We start from the raw sequence: 15,132 nt of genomic DNA, 5'->3' as shown, positions 1-15,132 counted from the left end.
ATTAATCTTGCGCGAAAATATTTAGCGCGCAAAATAAATGCTCGCTATGAGCGCGATACAGGCTGTGCATGAGCCGCTGCCAAGCGGTTTTTCAGGGCAGGATCGAGTAAAACGGCGACACGGATTCTCTGGGAGGTCAGGCGCCCGGGCGATATTGTAGGGCCTCGGCCAGATGTGGCCGGGTGATGGTCTCGACCTGTTCGAGATCGGCAAGGGTTCGCGCCACCTTGAGCAGGCGGTGTGCGGCGCGCAGTGACAAGGTCAGGCGCTCGCAGGCGTTTTCCAGCCAGGCCTGGTCCGCTTTCGTGAGCGTGCAATAGCGGCGGAGACCGTTGAGATCGAGGAATGCGTTGGCGCAGCCTTGGCGTTGCTGCTGCAGCTCTCTTGCGGCTGCGACAACACTGGCGACGCTGGCACTGGACTCGCCGCTGGGATTGCCCGACAGGACGGTGGTTTCCCTGGCCACGGTCAGGTGCAGGTCGATACGGTCGAGCAAGGGGCCGGACAGCTTGTTGCGGTAACGCTGGACCTGTTCGCTGCTGCAGCGGCAGCGTCCCGTAGGGTCGCCGAGATAACCGCAAGGGCAGGGGTTCATGGCCGCGACCAACTGGAAGCGTGCCGGGAAGCGGACCTTGTCCTTGGCCCTGGCCACGACGATTTCACCCGATTCCAGGGGCTCGCGCAGCACTTCCAGTACACGGCGTTCGAACTCCGGCAGCTCATCGAGAAAGAGCACGCCATGATGTGCCAAGGTGATTTCGCCGGGTTGTGGACGGCTGCCTCCGCCCACCAGGGCCGGGCCTGAAGCGGAGTGATGCGGATGGCGGAAGGGGCGTTGTGGCCAGCTGTTCAGGGGGGTATGCCCGCTGACCGACTGGATGGCGGCCACCTCCAGCGCCTCGCGCTCGTTCAAGGGTGGTAGTAACCCGGGCAGGCGGCTGGCAAGCAAGGTCTTGCCGGTGCCGGGAGGTCCTGTGAAAAGCAGGTTATGAGCCCCGGCCGCTGCAAGCAGCAATGCCCGCTTGGCGGCCAACTGGCCTTGTACTTCACTGAGGTCGGGGTAGGGGCGGCTGTGCAGCAACAAGCCGTTGGCCGCATACGGCGGTAGCGGCGACTGCCCGTTGAGGTGCGCCACCAGCTCCAGCAGATGCCCGACCGCATACACCACCAGCCCGGACGCCAGGCAGGCTTCTTCGGCGTTTTCCCTTGGCACCACCAGCGCCCGCCCGGCATCCCGAGCCGCCAATGCTGCGGGCAGTACCCCTTGCACCGGGCGCAAGGCACCGGAGAGCGCCAGCTCGCCCAGGCATTCGATCTCGCTCAAGGTGTTGACTGGCACCTGGCCGTTGGCGGCGAGGATGCCCAGGGCAATGGCCAGGTCATAGCGGCCACCATCCTTGGGTAAGTCGGCAGGCGCGAGATTCTGCGTGATGCGACGCGCCGGATACTCCAGGCCCGAGTTGAGAATCGCGCTGCGTACTCGGTCTTTGCTCTCCTTGACTGTCGTTTCGGGCAAGCCGACCAGGGTCAGCGTGGGCAGGCCGTTGGCCAGATGGGTTTCGACGCTGACAGCCGGGGCCAATACGCCAACCTGGGCGCGGCTGTGGACAAGGGCGAGGGACATGAACACTCCATGATCGAGGCAAAGGCCGCGTCCTGCGGCTTTGGAAGGATAGTGGGGTGGCGCAGGCCAGGAGGGTAAAGACTGCTTCCGGGTTTTACGAAGGCGTTGAACCTTGGCCTGACTCTTGGCCAAAAGTCAGGTCGTCTACGACTTCTTTGGCGAGGTCACTCAGGACATTCGCGGCATAGGCAGCGTTGTAATCGTTATCCAATGCCGCTTGCTGTGTCAGCTTTTTCACGCAGCCCATGATCAGGGATGCCTTTTCCAGGGTGTAGGGACTGAATACAACAGCGCAAAGGTGGGAAAAGTATGTTTGGGAAATTGACTGCAAGGAATAGGGAGTATCTGAAGTAACTAACCGATTGGCCGAATGAGAGACTCTCATGAACCATGGAGTCTCCCTCCGGACTGTTGCATGCCTTCGTTCCTGCGATCAGCTACTGTGCTCGCGGAAAAGGGCTTAAGGCGCCACACCCAGAATGATGTGCGACGCCTTGATCAGCGCGGTGGCTGTCACGCCTGGTGCGAGGCCGAGCTCCTGGACGGCCTCGCGTGTGACGATGGCGAAGACTTCGGTGCCGCCCGCCAACTGCAGCACGACCTCGGCATTGACCGCGCCGTCGCCGACGCGCACCACCTTGCCTTCCAGGCTGTTGCGGGCCGACAGCTTGTAGCCGGCGGCATCGGTCATCAGTACCACCCAGGGCGCCTTGACCAGAGCCACGGCGGACTTGCCGACGTTGATGCCCAGGTTGTGCAGGCTGGCCATGGTGACCACGGCCACCAGTTTCTCACCGCCGGCCAGGGTCAGTTCCACTTCGGCATTGACTGCACCGGGTTGGACGCTGCTGACGGTACCTTTGAAAACATTGCGTGCACTGACTTTCATGGTTTGACGCTCCGTGTGATCAACCATCGCACCTGAGGGATCAGGCGCGGACATAAACCCAGGCGGTCAGCCCCGAGGCCAGGGTCACGGCCACGCGCTTGTAGTCCGCTACTTCATAACGGTCGGCAGCTGCCAGTTCCGTCTCGCTGATCTGGAAGACCATGCCGGCGACGCTGTCGTCGGGGTTGGTACTGGGCGAGACGATGGGGTGATGGGTCTTGCCGCTAGTGGCCAGGACATCTGGATCGGTGATCTCGACCCAGTCCTGGCGATAGCCGGGCATGTGGTCGGCCTGGCCAGTCAGCTCGCGGCCGAAGTTGGCCAGTTGCACGGCCTTGTCCTGCAGGGTGCCGTAGGAGAACAGCAATACCGGATAGTCGCGGGATGGCTGCATGGTGGTTACTGCTCGCCCGGCGGGGTCATCCGCGCTTCCAGTTCGGCGACCTGGGCCTCCAGGGCTTCGAGGCGGGCGCGGGTGCGTGCCAGGACCACCATCTGGCTGTCGAATTCTTCACGGCTGACCAGTTCCAGCTTGCTGAAAGCACCTTGCAGCAGGGCTTTGAACTGGCCTTCGAGTTCGGCGCGCGGTTGTGCGGTGTCGCCACTGAACAGGCGCGAGGCCTGGTCGCTCAGGGCATCGAGAAAGGCTTTGGGCGCGAGCATGTTGGGCTGTCCGCTGGTCGTTGAAAGGGCGTCAGTGTAGCACGGGGCAAAAGTGTGCTCGTGTTGCACACTTTTTGCGCATCGCGATGCCGGGGTGCGCACCGAAACTGTGCGTCACAGCCATGCTGGCGACTGGCCAAACCCGAGTATTTGGCGCAACTAGCTGTTTTTTGGCGGATTGTCGGACCTGGCAAGGTTTCTGCAATGTCCTGAGCGAGCCATGCACTGATGCAGTCCCTTGTGACCAGGCAGTGCGCAGGTGAAACCGGAAGTTCGTTTGCCATAGCCGGATTGCATTGTCGGTCAGGGATTGAGGCCGACGATGCGTTACAAAGCCAGGCGCTGCGCTTAGACTTGAGACGGGTTTGTTTTCCTGGGGCAAGTCCACTAATTCGGGAGAAAGTTTCATGAAGCTAGTCACTGCCATCATCAAGCCGTTCAAGTTGGACGACGTGCGCGAGTCGCTGTCGGAAATCGGCGTGCAGGGCATCACCGTCACCGAGGTCAAGGGCTTCGGTCGGCAGAAGGGCCACACCGAGCTGTATCGCGGCGCCGAGTACGTGGTCGACTTCCTGCCCAAGGTGAAGATCGATGTCGCTATCGACGACAAGGATCTGGACCGGGTGATCGAGGCCATCACCAAGGCGGCCAATACCGGCAAGATTGGTGACGGCAAGATCTTCGTGGTCAATCTGGAGCAGGCGATCCGCATCCGTACCGGCGAAACCGATACCGACGCGATCTGACAAAAAAGCCTCACAAACCCCAACGCCCCAGGAGAAAACAACATGACTCTGCGTAAGATCGCAGGGCTAGGAGCCCTATTGTCCCTCACAATGCCCGGCTTGGCCTTGGCAGAGGAGGCGACTCCCGCGCTCAACTCCGGCGATACCGCCTGGATGCTGACCGCCACAGCCTTGGTGCTGTTCATGACCATTCCGGGCCTGGCCCTGTTCTACGGCGGTATGGTGCGTTCGAAGAACGTGCTATCGGTCATGATGCAGTGCTTTGCCATCACCGGCCTGATGAGCATCCTCTGGGTGGTCTACGGCTACAGCCTGGCGTTCGATACCACCGGTATGGAACAGGGCGTAGTTAACTTCAACTCCTTCGTAGGTGGATTCTCCAAGGCCTTCCTCAGTGGCGTCACGCCTGACAGTCTGACCGAGGCCTTCCCTGAAGCCGTCTTCATCACCTTCCAGATGACCTTCGCCATCATCACGCCGGCGCTGATCGTCGGTGCCTTCGCCGAGCGCATGAAGTTCTCCGCCATGCTGATCTTCATGGGCGTATGGTTCACCTTGGTCTACGCGCCGATCGCGCACATGGTCTGGGGCGGCGATGGCGCGCTGATGGGCGATTGGGGTGTGCTGGACTTCGCCGGCGGCACCGTGGTGCACATCAATGCCGGTGTCGCTGGCTTGGTGGCCTGTGTGGTGCTGGGCAAGCGTAAAGGCTACCCGACCACGCCGATGGCGCCGCACAACCTGGGCTACACCCTGGTGGGCGCGGCCATGCTGTGGATCGGCTGGTTCGGCTTCAACGCAGGCTCCGCCGCCGCGGCCAACGGTAATGCTGGCATGGCCATGCTGGTAACCCAGATCGCCACCGCTGCCGCTGCCCTTAGCTGGATGTTCGCCGAGTGGATCGGCCACGGCAAACCGAGCGCCCTGGGTATCGCTTCGGGTGTGGTCGCAGGCCTGGTGGCTATCACCCCGGCCGCCGGCACCGTTGGCCCGATGGGGGCCCTGGTGATCGGCCTGTCTTCTGGCGTGATCTGCTATTTCTGCGCCACCAGCCTCAAGCGTAAGCTTGGCTATGACGACTCCCTGGACGCCTTCGGCGTACACGGTATCGGCGGTATCGTCGGCGCGCTCCTCACAGGTGTGTTCGCCGCGCCTGCCTTGGGTGGTTTCGGTGAGGTCGACGACATTGCTGCCCAGGTCTGGATTCAGGCCAAGGGCGTGATCTTCACCGTGGTCTACACCGCTATTGTGACCTTCGTGATCCTCAAGGTACTGGATGTGGTGATGGGCCTGCGGGTCAACGAAGAAGAAGAGTCGGTCGGCCTCGACCTGGCTCAGCACAACGAGCGTGGTTACAACCTGTAACTACCGCTGAAAAAAACTTGCCCGGCTTGCCGGGCATTTTTTTGTCCGAATTTTGCTTGGATTGGTAGGTGCAAACGGTTTCCTACCGCAGTTTTACAGGCGCTCGAAACGCTTGCCAGCTGTAGCCCGAAAACTTACAGACTCGAGTGCGTTTTAGGTGCTTTGCTTTTTCTCCGGGCGCGCTAGAATGCGCGCCGAAGGGTGCTGACGACCTGTCCGCGCACTTCGCCACCCTTTGCTAGGCTTGCCAATGAGTGCGCTGCCCTCTTGGGCGAAGCCGATGAACTCCGGTTGGTGGCTCTGATTTTTCGTCAGGTCCTGCCAGGAGCAGAACTTGCACGGTACCCCTCGGTATTCGAGGGAGATGCCCGGGCGGTGGCCACCCCACGGCCCTGAATTTTCACTGGTGGCTGTCGGTCTACGGCAACACTGGTCTATAACTAATCTGCTTTTCGAAAGTCATGAGGTAGAACATGAGCGACGACGATCTGGAAAATGATGACCTCGAAGTAGGCGACGAAGACGAAGGTGATGAAGGCCTCGAAGCAGCGGCGGACGATGTAGCGGAAGACGCTGGCGACGACGACAGCCCTGCACCGGCTGTCAAGGGCAAGGCCAAGACTGCGGTCTCGGTAGACGAGATGCCCAGCATGGAAGCCAAGCAGAAGGAGCGCGATGCGCTGGCCAAGGCCATGGAAGAGTTCCTGGCCCGTGGCGGCAAGGTCCAGGAGGTCGAGGCCAACGTGGTCGCAGATCCACCCAAGAAGCCGGACAACAAGTACGGTAGCCGCCCTATCTGAGTGGTTTCGTCAGCAAGAAAGCCCGCCGTCGCTGCGGGCTTTTTTGTGCGTCTCTTCAGGGGAGAGGAACCAGCGTCAGCTGGCGATACAAGGCGAAGCCTTGCCAGCTGACGCGGGGTGCTGCAGGGATCTGGGTCGGCTCAGCGCCAGCGAGCCAAGACGTCAGGCAACTGTGACAGGCGCTGGATTTCCGCGTCAGGTGGCGTCTCGGCGTCCCAGGCCTTGCCCCGGGGGTTGAACCAGACCGCCCGCAGGCCGGCACGCTGGGCGCCGGCAATGTCGTCACCGGGGTGGTCGCCGATGTGGACGGCCGCCCGAGCATCCACTTCACCCCGACGCAGGGCCTCGAGAAAGGGCTCGGGGTCGGGCTTGCCGATGCCGATATCCTCGGCGCATAGGGCGAACTTGAAGTAGTCGGCCAGGCCCAGGCGGCGCACATCGGCATTGCCATTGGTGACCACCCCGAGCGTGTAGTGGTGGCGCAGGATTTCCAGCACCGGCTGGACCTCGGGGAAGACCTCGACCTGGTGCCGCGCATGGAGGAACACTTCGAAGCCTTCGTTGGCCAGGTCCTGGGCATGCTTCTCGCTGTAGCCGACTTCCTCGAGGGCATGGAACAGCACACGCCGGCGCAGGGCGCTTATGCGGTGTTTCAGGCCGGGCTCAGCCTGGACCAGACGCTCGCGAATGGCGTACAGGTGCTCGACCGGCACGCCGCCCAGTGTCGGTGCATTGGCTTGCAGCCAGTCGCGCAGGACGACCTCGGCGCTGGCTATCACTGGCGCGGTGTCCCACAGGGTATCGTCCAGGTCGAAGGTGATCAGCTTGATGCTCATGAGTCACTGCCTTTGCTGCGTTTGGCCCTGGGATGGGCGCTGTCGTACACCGCGGCCAAATGCTGGAAGTCCAGATGAGTGTAGATCTGCGTGGTTGCGATGTCGGCATGGCCGAGCATCTCTTGCACCGCACGCAGGTCCTGGGACGATTCGAGCAGATGGCTGGCGAAGGAATGGCGAAGCATGTGAGGGTGCAGGTGCTGGCCCAGCTCGCGTTCACCGGCGGCCTTGACCCTTAGCTGGATGGCCCGCGCGCCAAGGCGCCGGCCTTGGCGGCTGAGGAACACGGCATTGTCTTGGGGCGCGCTGATGCCGCGCAGTTTCAGCCATTGTTCCAGGGCTTCACGGGCTTTGCGGCCCACCGGCAGGACACGGGTTTTGCTGCCCTTGCCGCGCACCTGGACCAGCCCGGCAGCGAGGTCGAGCTGATCCAGGTCCAGGCCGGTCAGCTCCGAAAGGCGCAGGCCGGAAGAATAGAACAGTTCGAGGATCGCCTGGTCGCGACGGGCGATGAAGTCGTCATCCACGGCGCCGTCGAGCAACTGCAGGGCGCGGTCGGTATCCAGGGTCTTGGGCAGGCGTCGCTCACCCTTGGGCGGCGACAGGCCGTTGGCCGGATCGTGCTGGCACAGGCCTTCACGGTTGAGGTAGCGGTAGAAACCACGCACCGCTGAAAGCAGCCGTGCCAGGCTGCGCGAGGACTGGCCGTGATGGTGCTGGCGCGCCACCAGCTGGCGCAAGTGTTGGATCTGCAGGGCATTCCAGCTGGCGATGCCTTGGCTGTCGCAGTATTCGAGGACCTTGTCGAGATCGCCGCGGTAGGCCAGCAGGGTGTGTTCGGACACCTGGCGCTCGTTGCGCAGGTGTGCGCAATAAGCTTCCAGCTGGTGCTTCATCAGCGCACCTGACGCAAGGTCTGGGTAAAGCGCGGTACGACGCGGCCGAGGACTTCGGCGATGTAGCTGAGGAACAAGGTGCCGACGGTGCTCCTGTAGTGCTGCGGATCGCGGCTGCCGATCGCGAGCACGCCGTGCAGGCCTTGGTATTCGAGCGTGGCCACCGCGCTGGAGCCGACCTCCTTGCGTTGCTCCTCGCCGAACAGGAAGTCCAGCTCATGGTCGCGCAGGCTGCCGCTCACCGTTTTGCCACTGCCCAGCAACCCGCCGATGGCCTGCTGAGCCTCGCTGCTGTTGACCCACCGGCCCACCGGCGTGGCGCTTTCGCTGAACAGGATCAGGCTGACGAAGGGCACCTGGAACTCCTGGCGCAGGCTGTCTTCGACGGCCATCACCACTTCCTCCAGGCTGTTGGCGTCAAGCAGGTCGAGGATCAGCCGACGGGTCTTGTCGAACAGACGGTCGTTGTCGCGGGCCACGTCCATCAACTGCGAGAGTCGGTGGCGCATCTCGATGTTGCGGTCACGCAGCAGCTTGAGCTGACGTTCCACCAGCGACACGCTGTCGCCACGCTGGTGGGGAATGTGCAGCTCGCCGAGCAGTTCGTCGTGCTCGGCGAAGAAGGTCGGGTTGGCGCGCAGGTAAGTCGCCACCGCCTCGGCATCGAGGTTGCTGGCCTGCTCGGTTGAAGCCTGGTGCTGATCGGTCATGGCGGATACTCGTTTAGAGACGAACCTGTCCTTCGAACACGCGCACGGCTGGGCCGGTCATCAATACCGGCTTGCCGGGGCCTGCCCACTCGATGGTGAGGCGTCCGCCGGGCAAGTCAAGGGAGACCGGCGATTCCATCCAACCTTGGCTGATGGCGGCTACCGCAGCGGCACAGGCGCCGGTGCCGCAGGCCTGGGTTTCCCCGGCGCCGCGCTCCCAGACGCGCAGATTGGCGCGGTGACGGTCGATGACCTGGAGGAAGCCGACGTTGACCCGTTGCGGGAAGCGCGGGTGGTGTTCGATCTGGGGGCCGAGCTCGTGCACCGGCGCGGTCTTGATGTCATCGACCCGCAGCACGGCATGGGGGTTACCCATGGAAATGGCCGCCAGCTCGACCCTGCGACCGGCAACGTCCAGAGGATAACTCAAGGCCTGGGTCGGGGCGTCGAAGGGGATTTCTGCCGGAGCCAGCCGTGGCGGGCCCATGTCTACGCAGACCTGGCCATCGTTGCGCACGTCCAGCTCGATGATGCCGCCCTTGGTTTCGACGCGGATGCGCTTTTTCGCGGTCAGGCGCTTGTCTTGCACGAAGCGGGCGAAGCAGCGCGCTCCGTTGCCGCACTGTTCGACCTCGGAACCATCGGAGTTGAAGATCCGGTAGCGGAAATCTACGTCCGGGTTGCTCGGCGCTTCGACGATCAGCAGTTGGTCGAAGCCGATGCCGGTGTGCCGGTCACCCCATTGCTTGGCGTGTTTGGGCTGGATGTGCGCGTGCTGGCTGACCAGGTCGAGGACCATGAAGTCGTTGCCCAGCCCGTGCATCTTGGTAAAACGCAGCAGCATGGGCTCACTCCGGCAGCAGGCTTTCGCCGGCAAACAGCTCGGCCACGGTTTCGCGACGACGCACTTCGAAGGCCTGGTCGCCATCGACCAGTACTTCGGCGCAGCGGCCACGGGTGTTGTAGTTTGAGCTCATGACGAAACCATAGGCGCCAGCCGAGTGAACGGCCAGCAAATCACCTTCGGCCAGGTTCAGTACGCGCTCCTTGGCCAGGAAATCGCCGGTCTCGCAGATCGGCCCGACCAGGTCATAGGCGCGGCCTTCGCCCTCGCGCGGCTGCACGGCGCTGACCCCCATCCAGGCCTGGTACAGGGCCGGGCGGATCAGGTCGTTCATCGCCGCGTCGATGATGGCGAAGTCTTTGTGTTCGGTGTGTTTGAGGTACTCCACGCGGGTCAGCAGGACGCCAGCGTTGGCCACGATATAGCGGCCTGGCTCGAACACCAGGGCCAGGTCGCGTTCGCCGATACGCTCGCGGATAGCCTTGATGTAGTCGGCCACCAGTGGCGGCTCTTCGTCGCGGTAGCGCACACCGACACCGCCACCCAAGTCCAGGTGACGCAGGTGGATGCCGCACTCGGCCAGGCGGTCGACCAGCACCAGCAGGCGGTCCAGGGCATCAAGGAAGGGGGCCAGGGTAGTCAGTTGCGAGCCGATGTGGCAGTCGACGCCGACCACTTCCAGGTTCGGCAACTGTGCGGCGCGCACATACAGGGCCTCGGCTTCGGTGATGGCGATGCCGAACTTGTTTTCTTTGAGGCCGGTGGAGATGTACGGGTGGGTACCGGCGTCGACATCCGGGTTGACCCGCAGCGAGACCGGAGCTTGCACGCCCAGCTCGGCAGCGACTTGCTGAAGGCGTTCGAGCTCGTCGGCGGACTCGACGTTGAAGCAGTGGACACCCACCTCCAGGGCGCGGCGCATGTCTTCGCGGGTCTTGCCGACTCCGGAGAAGACCACGCGGTCGGCGCGCCCACCGGCGGCCAGCACACGCTCCAGCTCACCGCCGGAGACGATGTCGAAACCGGCGCCCAGGCGCGCCAACAGATTCAGCACACCCAGGTTGGAGTTGGCCTTGACGGCGAAGCAAACCAGGTGGGAGGTGCCTTGCAGGGCGTCGGCATAGCTACGGTACTGGGCTTCGATGTGCGCCCGCGAATAAACGTAGGTGGGGGTGCCAAAACGTTCGGCGATGGCCGACAGGGCCACGCCTTCCGCGAACAGTTCACCGTCGCGGTAGTTGAAAGCGTCCATGGGGTTCCCTTACTGGTGCTGGTGCTGGTGCTGATGCGACGTGTTGCCGTCCTTGCCGTCATCAGGCAGGTACAGTGGGCCCTTCTGGCCGCAGGCCGAAACCAGGCAAGCAACCGCGACCAGCGCCGCGAGGGAGGAAATCAGGCGCTTCATGGCGAAATCCTTTGAAATAAGCAGTATTGCGCCCGAGTATACCGAGCGACCGCCTGCTTGCCTATGCAGCTACCGGCCCGCCCGGCGGGGCGTGGCCGGGAATGAAACAAGGAGCGGGGCTCGGCGGTGTTATCCTTTGCATTCGCCACGCCGCGCTCGTATCGTGCCCGGCTTGCATGTGTGCAGCCATATTCGAGGTTCTTGCAATGAGTTTGACCGAAGCGCGTTTTCACGACCTGGTCGACGCGACCCAACAGGCCCTGGAAGACTTGTTCGATGAGAGTGACCTGGACCTGGACATGGAAAATTCGGCCGGAGTGCTGACCATCAAGTTCGACAACGGCAGCCAACTGATCTTCAGTCGCCAGGAGCCCTTGCGCCAGCTGTGGCTGGCTGACCGTTCGGGTGGTTTCCACTTCGACTACGACGAAGACAGCGGCAAGTGGGTCTGCGAGAAGAGCGAAGAGCTGCTGGGCGAGATGCTCGAACGTATCGTCTGGGAACGTGCTGGCGTCAAGCTGGACTTCGAAGAGATCTGAGATGAGCACTCCGGCACGGCCGCCAAAGCCGCTCTATAGCAACGTCAGCCCGGCGGTGCCTTCGCCCTGCATCAGTGTCTGCCGGCTGGACGAATACAAGGTCTGCACCGGTTGCTTTCGCCATGTGGAGGATATCCGCCAGTGGCGTTCGGCCGATGACGAGCGGCGCCGGCAGATCTGCCGTGAGGCCCTGGCACGGCGCCAGGAGGCCGCGACGCACTGACGCCGGGCACTTGTGTATTTGCCCGGCTGTGGTAGTGTCGATAGTGCATCGGCCTTGCCGAGCACCCCACAAACCCCGCCCTTGGGCGGGGTTTTGCTTTATTTGCCCGGTAAAAAAGGAGTCTGACTGGATCATGAGCACCAAGCCTTCCCTTATCCTCACCCGATTGGACGTACAGCGTCTCGAGCGTCTGATCGACAGCCTCGATGAAAGTACGCCGGGTGTGCTCGCCCTTCAGGACGAGCTGGACCGCGCCGAGCAGGTAGTCGGTCACGAGGAGGTCCCGGCCGGCGTGGTGACCATGAACTCGCGGGTTCATTGCCGTGAAGAGGCCAGCGGCAAGGATTACCACCTGACCCTGGTCTACCCGAAGGACGCCGGTCCCGAAGGCAAGGTCTCGGTGTTGGCGCCAATCGGTTGCGCGCTGTTGGGCCTGTCGGTGGGCGAGCAGATCGACTGGCCGGCGCCAGGCGGCAAGACCCTCAAGCTCAAGCTGCTGGAGGTCGAATACCAGCCTGAAGCGGCCGGCGATTTCGACCTCTGATCCCTGCGGGGGCTTGGCCCTCGATCATCAAGTCATCTCCTCCAGCGCCTGCGCCAGGCTGTCGTTGAGCGCCTGTTCCAGCTCGCGCTTGTAGCGCAGGTAGAGGATGGTCGAACCCTGGTCATTGGCCAGTAGCCCGGACAAGTCCAGATCGGTGATGTAGCAGTGCCCGGCGCCTTGGCGCTGCTGGATGATCTGGCGGGCGACCACGGCGTACAGCTGGTCCCCATGTTCGAGCAGGGAGAACGCCTGCTGGTTGTAATACAGGGTGACATCTACCTCGTCGCCGACGCCGGTCTGGAGAATCGCCTGTACCTCGTAGAATGACTGGCCGATGCTGTCAGTCGGTGCCGGGCGCGACTCCAGGCTGCGGACCTTGCCGCCTCCCGAGGGCAGTAACTGGTAGTAGAGGATGCCTATCGAGGCCTGTCGCAGGCTGTCGAGAGGCAACTGGGCCTCGCGCCGGGCCATGATCGACTGGAAGAAGCGCTGCAACGGCAACAGTAGGTTGTACTCGTCATGCAGCGGTAGGCGTTGTTGCCAGAGGGCGTTGTGTTCATCCAGCACATGGATATCGGCCCAGCCGTCCAGCAGCCGGTAGAACACCTGGATGCACTGGGGCTGGCCCTGTTCCAGCAGCAGGGGCAGGTCATGGTCCTGCAAGGCGTTGGGGTCCAGGTACAAGGGGCTGTATTCGCTGCGTTCCTCGCCCAGGTAGCGCAAAACGGCATCATGACCCTCCAGGGTGACCAAGATGACTTGACCGGCCTGGAGTTCAAGGACGTGGGTATGCTGCTGCACCTGCAGCAGGTAGCGGTGGCTCAGGCCCTGATCGAGCAGCCGTTGCGCCGTTTCGAACACCTCTTCCACGCGCTGGCTGATGGCGTGGGCGCGGTTGTGACAGAAGCAGTGCACCCGCAGGCGTGGCCGATGAGGGTGTTGCCCCAAGCCATTCAGGTAGTCACGCAGGCACCGCACCAGTGCATGTTCGCCGTCATAGCGCTGTACCAGCACTTCGTTCCAACTGTTGAGGGTGACCTGGTCCAGGGTTAGCACCAAGTTCTCGCGCACACCGGCATAGCTCAATGAGTCGGTGCGCTCGGTGGTCATCAGAATGTTCAGGTCGCGATGTTGGCGCAGCGGGTCGATGCCGACGTTGACCAGCAGCAGAATCTCGTCGGCCACACTCGGTTGCAGCAGGCGGACCTCGCTGACGGTCGTCAGCGGCAGAGGTACGCTCTGCTGCAGGCTGCCCAGCAGGTTGAACAGCTCGAACTCGCTCAAGTCGCTGACACCCGGGTGCAGGGCCAGGCGGGTGCTATTGTCGATCACGCCGTTGCGGTGCGCCCAGGTGAGCAACTCGAGCAGTGCGCGGCAGCGCTTGATCGGGCTGAAGTGCTCCCATTCGTGCACGCCCAGGTTGCCGCTGTACAGGCCCCACTGGTGCGTCCCAGGTTCCTTGCGGTTAGGGGATTGGACCAACGTCAGGGTGCCTTCGGCCAGGTCCGGGGCGATGCCCGGGTTGATCACCTCGACTTTCCCCGCGCGGCGTTCGAAAGCTGCGTACAGACGACGGCCAAGCACGTTGAGGTCGCGCTGGTCGAGGCGGCTGCTGGCGTTCTGGTCGCGGGCGAACTGGCTGAGAAAACGGTAGCTATGGTTCAGCTCGGCCACTAACTCCCGACGTTCGTTGGCCACCTCGCGTACCTTCCACTGGCCGCGGCTGTCGAGCAGAGCCAACTGGCGTTCATCCCACCCCCACTCGGCGACCAACCGCTCCAGCAGCTGGCGCTGCCAGCCTCCGTTGCGTTGCCTGGCCAACCCGCTGAGTTTCTTGTTCACCTTCAGGTACAGGCTGCGCCGTACCAGCTCCAGGCGCTGGTTCTCACCCCGGCGCTGCAGGTACTGCTCGATGCGTCGGTAGACCATCATGTAAGGATCGAGCTCGTCCAGGTCGAGGCGGTTGGCGAACACCGCCTGCTTGAAGTCCAGGCTCAGGCAGCGCCCGCCAGGGTGTTCGCTGGCGTAGACCTCGGTCAGCAAGAGCTTGAGCACAGACTTGTAAGGTGAGTCGATGCCTTTGAACAGTTGCCAGAGCCCTGCGCCGACGAATTCGCCCGGCGGAATGTGCGCCAAGTGTCCGAGGTCGAGGCTGTCCTCGGCGCGGACGAAGCGCTTGGACAGCAGCGTCTGGGTGTATTCCCGGTAGTTCGCTTCCTCGTACACCGGCACCAGCCACCATAAGGGAGTGCGCCCGGCTAGCCAGATCGCTGTGCGGTAGAACTCGTCGAGCAGCAGGTAATGCTGGGTTGTGCCGCAATCATCTGAGCTGAGCTGGCCATCGCGCTCGCCCTGGACGAAGCCTTGCGGCTCGATCAGAAACAGATGGGCTTCGGCCCCCTGGCTCGCGGCCCAGGTCTCCAGCAATCGGCATTTCCTGCGAAGCTCTGCCAGTTCGCTCTCGTTCAGGTCCGCGGCATGGCAGATCCATAAGTCCATGTCGCTTTGCTCGGCCTGGGCGAGGGTGCCTAGGCTGCCCATCAGGAACACGCCATGGATCGGTCGCGGCGGATTGCCGTGGCGGGCTTTATAGGAGAACGAGCGGGTCAGGCGCTGGGCTTCGGCCAACAGGTTGGCATCGGGTTCGAAGGTCGAGATGCCGGCCGGCGTGTTGCCGGACACATAGCCTGGCAAGAGCGGGTGGTTGACGTGAAAGAACAACGGCAACAGGGTCAACACCTGTTGCTGGCGGCTGGACAAGCCTTCCATTGCACGGTCCAGGCGGCCCTGGTTGAGTTGCAGGAAACGCGCTCGCAGCTTGGTCAGCACCTTGCGGTCGATGCCTTCATCCAGGTCGGGGCGAATTTCGTGCGGGCGGTTCATTGCATACTCAGGCCATCCGTGGAGCACGGGTGGAGTTTAGCCTGAGTGTGGGAGTCGGATTAAGCGCTATTTGATTTATTGGCGCCATTTCCTCCGCAGGGCTATTGGCGCACTACGGCAGGAGCCATCGCCAGCTGACGCTGGCTCCTGCACAGGTATTCGGAT

18 protein-coding genes are annotated in these 15,132 nt (G+C 62.8%); 6 read left to right on the top strand and 12 right to left on the bottom strand.

What is annotated here, in order from left to right; translation table 11 throughout:
- Positions 1–136: 136 nt before the first annotated feature.
- The 5 genes from ACYU03_RS25190 to ACYU03_RS25170 all read right to left on the bottom strand — a co-directional run bounded on the left by ACYU03_RS25190 (position 137) and on the right by ACYU03_RS25170 (position 3,176).
- Positions 137–1,624 carry a YifB family Mg chelatase-like AAA ATPase gene (locus tag ACYU03_RS25190; RefSeq protein WP_461887309.1) on the bottom strand — a complete coding sequence of 496 codons (1,488 nt, stop codon included), beginning with the start codon at positions 1,622–1,624 and terminating at the stop codon, positions 137–139.
- A gap of 94 nt (positions 1,625–1,718) precedes the next feature.
- Positions 1,719–2,009 carry a DUF3077 domain-containing protein gene (locus ACYU03_RS25185; RefSeq protein WP_461887308.1) on the bottom strand — a complete coding sequence of 97 codons (291 nt, stop codon included), beginning with the start codon at positions 2,007–2,009 and terminating at the stop codon, positions 1,719–1,721.
- Between the two features lie 75 nt (positions 2,010–2,084).
- Positions 2,085–2,513 carry a TOBE domain-containing protein gene (locus tag ACYU03_RS25180; RefSeq protein WP_461887307.1) on the bottom strand — a complete coding sequence of 143 codons (429 nt, stop codon included), beginning with the start codon at positions 2,511–2,513 and terminating at the stop codon, positions 2,085–2,087.
- Positions 2,514–2,553: 40 nt separating this feature from the next.
- Positions 2,554–2,907 (bottom strand): gamma-glutamylcyclotransferase family protein, encoded by a 354-nt coding sequence (locus tag ACYU03_RS25175; protein ID WP_461887306.1) that lies wholly within the window; start codon positions 2,905–2,907, stop codon positions 2,554–2,556.
- 5 nt (positions 2,908–2,912) lie between these two features.
- Positions 2,913–3,176 carry an accessory factor UbiK family protein gene (locus ACYU03_RS25170; RefSeq protein WP_461887305.1) on the bottom strand — a complete coding sequence of 88 codons (264 nt, stop codon included), beginning with the start codon at positions 3,174–3,176 and terminating at the stop codon, positions 2,913–2,915.
- A 407-nt stretch (positions 3,177–3,583) separates the two neighbouring features.
- Here ACYU03_RS25170 and glnK point away from each other — a divergent pair, with 407 nt between their 5' ends.
- The 3 genes from glnK (at position 3,584) to sutA (ending at position 6,087) form a co-directional block, all read left to right on the top strand.
- Positions 3,584–3,922, top strand: coding sequence for a P-II family nitrogen regulator (gene glnK / locus ACYU03_RS25165; protein WP_002555808.1), 339 nt, complete (start codon positions 3,584–3,586; stop codon positions 3,920–3,922).
- A gap of 42 nt (positions 3,923–3,964) precedes the next feature.
- Complete coding sequence (locus tag ACYU03_RS25160) at positions 3,965–5,287, top strand: ammonium transporter (RefSeq protein ID WP_461887304.1); 1,323 nt, start codon at positions 3,965–3,967, stop codon at positions 5,285–5,287.
- A gap of 473 nt (positions 5,288–5,760) precedes the next feature.
- A complete protein-coding gene (gene sutA / locus ACYU03_RS25155; protein ID WP_461887303.1) occupies positions 5,761–6,087 on the top strand; it encodes a transcriptional regulator SutA in 327 nt (108 codons plus the stop codon).
- Positions 6,088–6,227: 140 nt separating this feature from the next.
- On the opposite strand, the gene ACYU03_RS25150 is transcribed toward sutA, so the two are convergent.
- From ACYU03_RS25150 to lptM, 6 genes are read right to left on the bottom strand one after another with little or no spacing between them, the layout of a single operon-like run.
- Positions 6,228–6,923, bottom strand: a complete 696-nt coding sequence (locus tag ACYU03_RS25150) for an HAD family hydrolase (protein ID WP_461887302.1) — start codon at positions 6,921–6,923, stop codon at positions 6,228–6,230.
- Positions 6,920–7,819 carry a tyrosine recombinase XerC gene (gene xerC / locus ACYU03_RS25145; protein ID WP_461887301.1) on the bottom strand — a complete coding sequence of 300 codons (900 nt, stop codon included), beginning with the start codon at positions 7,817–7,819 and terminating at the stop codon, positions 6,920–6,922. Before xerC ends, ACYU03_RS25150 begins: the two co-directional genes overlap by 4 nt.
- The gene (locus tag ACYU03_RS25140; RefSeq protein ID WP_461887300.1) at positions 7,819–8,529 is read right to left on the bottom strand and encodes a DUF484 family protein; all 711 of its coding nucleotides are present in this window, start codon (positions 8,527–8,529) and stop codon (positions 7,819–7,821) included. The genes xerC and ACYU03_RS25140 overlap by 1 nt, the downstream gene beginning before the upstream one ends.
- Before the next feature lie 13 nt (positions 8,530–8,542).
- Positions 8,543–9,373 carry a diaminopimelate epimerase gene (dapF, locus tag ACYU03_RS25135; RefSeq protein WP_461887299.1) on the bottom strand — a complete coding sequence of 277 codons (831 nt, stop codon included), beginning with the start codon at positions 9,371–9,373 and terminating at the stop codon, positions 8,543–8,545.
- A gap of 4 nt (positions 9,374–9,377) precedes the next feature.
- Positions 9,378–10,625: a diaminopimelate decarboxylase gene (gene lysA, locus ACYU03_RS25130; RefSeq protein ID WP_461887298.1), complete on the bottom strand. Its 1,248-nt coding sequence runs from the start codon at positions 10,623–10,625 to the stop codon at positions 9,378–9,380.
- A 9-nt stretch (positions 10,626–10,634) separates the two neighbouring features.
- Positions 10,635–10,778, bottom strand: a complete 144-nt coding sequence (gene lptM, locus ACYU03_RS25125) for an LPS translocon maturation chaperone LptM (RefSeq protein ID WP_461887297.1) — start codon at positions 10,776–10,778, stop codon at positions 10,635–10,637.
- A 206-nt stretch (positions 10,779–10,984) separates the two neighbouring features.
- Between lptM and cyaY the strand changes: the two genes are divergently transcribed.
- From cyaY to rnk, 3 genes are all read left to right on the top strand, one after another.
- The gene (gene cyaY / locus ACYU03_RS25120) at positions 10,985–11,317 is read left to right on the top strand and encodes an iron donor protein CyaY (protein WP_461887296.1); all 333 of its coding nucleotides are present in this window, start codon (positions 10,985–10,987) and stop codon (positions 11,315–11,317) included.
- Between the two features lies 1 nt (position 11,318).
- Positions 11,319–11,540: a DUF1289 domain-containing protein gene (locus ACYU03_RS25115; protein ID WP_461887295.1), complete on the top strand. Its 222-nt coding sequence runs from the start codon at positions 11,319–11,321 to the stop codon at positions 11,538–11,540.
- A 133-nt stretch (positions 11,541–11,673) separates the two neighbouring features.
- The gene (gene rnk, locus ACYU03_RS25110; RefSeq protein WP_461887294.1) at positions 11,674–12,084 is read left to right on the top strand and encodes a nucleoside diphosphate kinase regulator; all 411 of its coding nucleotides are present in this window, start codon (positions 11,674–11,676) and stop codon (positions 12,082–12,084) included.
- 27 nt (positions 12,085–12,111) lie between these two features.
- On the opposite strand, the gene ACYU03_RS25105 is transcribed toward rnk, so the two are convergent.
- On the bottom strand, positions 12,112–14,967 hold the full coding sequence (locus ACYU03_RS25105; protein WP_461887293.1) for a class I adenylate cyclase: 2,856 nt from the start codon (positions 14,965–14,967) through the stop codon (positions 12,112–12,114).
- Positions 14,968–15,132 lie beyond the last annotated feature (165 nt).

The organism is Pseudomonas sp. X10 (assembly GCF_054889225.1).
Note: the sequence above shows the minus strand (reverse complement) of the source record. Positions and strands in the feature narration are given on the sequence as shown.